This window comes from Ilumatobacter sp., assembly GCF_049588435.1.
Classification (GTDB): domain Bacteria; phylum Actinomycetota; class Acidimicrobiia; order Acidimicrobiales; family Ilumatobacteraceae; genus Ilumatobacter_A.
In genome coordinates this window covers 1-1,975 of sequence record NZ_JBAVYV010000050.1, presented here as the reverse complement: position 1 = coordinate 1,975, position 1,975 = coordinate 1, and the positions used below count along the sequence as shown (strand labels likewise).

General features: G+C 65.6%; 2 protein-coding genes. Both read right to left on the bottom strand.

Annotation, left to right across the window (positions count from 1 at the left end; genetic code table 11):
• On the bottom strand, positions 1 to 343 hold a 343-nt coding region (locus WBV89_RS01860; protein ID WP_423979640.1), incomplete at its 3' end, for a DUF222 domain-containing protein.
• A gap of 115 nt (positions 344 to 458) precedes the next feature.
• Complete coding sequence (locus tag WBV89_RS01855; protein WP_423979639.1) at positions 459 to 1,871, bottom strand: aromatic ring-hydroxylating oxygenase subunit alpha; 1,413 nt, start codon at positions 1,869 to 1,871, stop codon at positions 459 to 461.
• Between the last annotated feature and the right edge of the window lie 104 nt (positions 1,872 to 1,975).

The window sequence follows — 1,975 nt, the reverse complement described above, 5'->3', positions numbered from 1 at the left end:
ACCAACCCGGAGCGTGGCGGACCACCGGACCGATCTGATCCAACGACAACTCGCCCCGTTGCAGTGCAGCCACGCAATCGGGGAACTCGCCGGCACGTCGCGCCACGGCCACCAACTTGGACGACGTCGCCGGAGCAACACCGGTCCGCCAACGAACGTACGCCTCCGGCGTCCAGAGCCCGTCACCCTGCCAGTCGCCGGTGTGGTCGAGCATCCAGACAACGGCGGACACGAGCCGACCGTGCTGCGCATTGAGATGTCCGGCAGCGGACTGGAACACCTCGTCGACATCGTGCATGTCACCCATCGGCTCCGCCTGCTCCGGATCGGACATCTCGTCCATGAGCCACAGCGTAGCAGATCACCACCATGAGGACAAACATTTGTTCGATTCGGACTCGGAGAACCGAGGCGAGCGGGTCTGCTGTTTTCTCGAACAGACGACGTCGTTCGCGGGATCAGCTGTCCGGTCGGTAGCCGCCGGCCTCGAGGAAGTCCTGGACACGCTGCTGGAGATGACGCGCCCGACTCTCCTGGTAGTTGCCGAGCGTCTGGCCGCGTTTGTGGCTCGCCCGGAACCCGCGTGTCTGCGCTGCCATGTTGGCCGTGTCCTGGTCGTACACCCGACCGAGACCGCCGAGACCCGTGGCGAGTGAATAGCTGTCGTCGATGTCGAGCTCGATGACCTCGGGCGGGGGTGGTGCCGCACCATCCAGAGGGCGGGGCCGCAGGATCAGCAGGTCGAAGTAGCTGATGTCGAGGTCGTCCGGGTCCGGCCGGAAGCGGTACACCATCGGCAACGACAGTCCGGGGAAGAAGAACGAGTTCGGAAACAGGAAGTACTCGATCGAATCGAGCGTCAGCGATTCGCTCAGCTCGGAGAAGTCACGCCCGTACGCCTCGCCCATCTCGCGCTGGACGTACTTGGCGTAGAAGTCGCGGGCACGCATCCCCTCCGGCAGTTCGAGCGGGTCCATTCCGCGCCGCAGGTTGCGGGTCAGATGCGCCAGGATCTCCTCCTCGGTGCGCGGTGTGGGACGTTGCGGACTGTCGAGCCCCGTGGTGTGGATGAACCGGCTGACGTTCGGCTGGAAGACGTCGTACTGGGTGGTCACCTCGTCGCCCAACTTGCCGCTGGCATGGGTCTCGCGCACGTGGTACGCCTCGAGGAACGCCTCGATCGCCGCCTTCCAGTTGCACGGCAGCTTCTTGCGGACATGCGTCTCGATGTAGCGGTCTTCGAACTCGAACTCAGCGAATTGTTCGGTCAGGACTCCGATGTAGTCGCCCAGCGGTGCCGCCTGCTTGTCGAAGTTGACCCACACGAAGCCGGCGAAGACGTCGACCGGCATCTCCTCGAGACGGTGCGACTCGTCGCCGACGTGGGGGAAGTCCCACCGGTCCGGCACGTCGACGAGCGCCCCGTCCAGCGCGAACGTCCAGCCGTGGAACGGGCAGGTGAACTGCTTGGCGAACCCGCACGTCTCGGGAGGTCGCAACTGGGTCCCCCGGTGCATGCACGCGTTGTAGAACGCCTTGATCGAGCCGTCATCGGTCCGTACGACGAGCGCCGAGTAGTGGCCGATGTCGTACACGTAGTAGTCGCCGGGTTCGGGGATGTGGTCGAGGTGGCATGCCCACTGCCATGTCGAGGACCACATGTGTGCGTACTCGGCCGCCGCATAGTCCGGATCGATGTAGTTGCGGTACGGAACGTCGGCGTCGCCGAGGTACTCCGGCGACTCGACGAGGAGCGCCTCGGGCGGACGGGTCGGGTCCGCGAGCAGTTGTTCGTGCAGGGTCGGCCCGGGCGCTCGCGCCCTGCCGGGACCGGCAACGACAACCTCGGACTCGTCACGCAGATCACTCATGGGATCGACCGTACGCCGTCACCGCCGATCGGGTCGATGCGGGCGACGACGACCCGGAGGACCAGCGTCGCAGCGCTGGCATTCACCCTCGATCAGTCCCGTCG

Excerpts from the sequence above, each read along its gene's own strand:
- WBV89_RS01855 (WP_423979639.1), bottom strand. The coding sequence starts at position 1,871 with ATGAGTGATCTGCGTGACGAGTCCGAGGTTGTCGTTGCCGGTCCCGGC.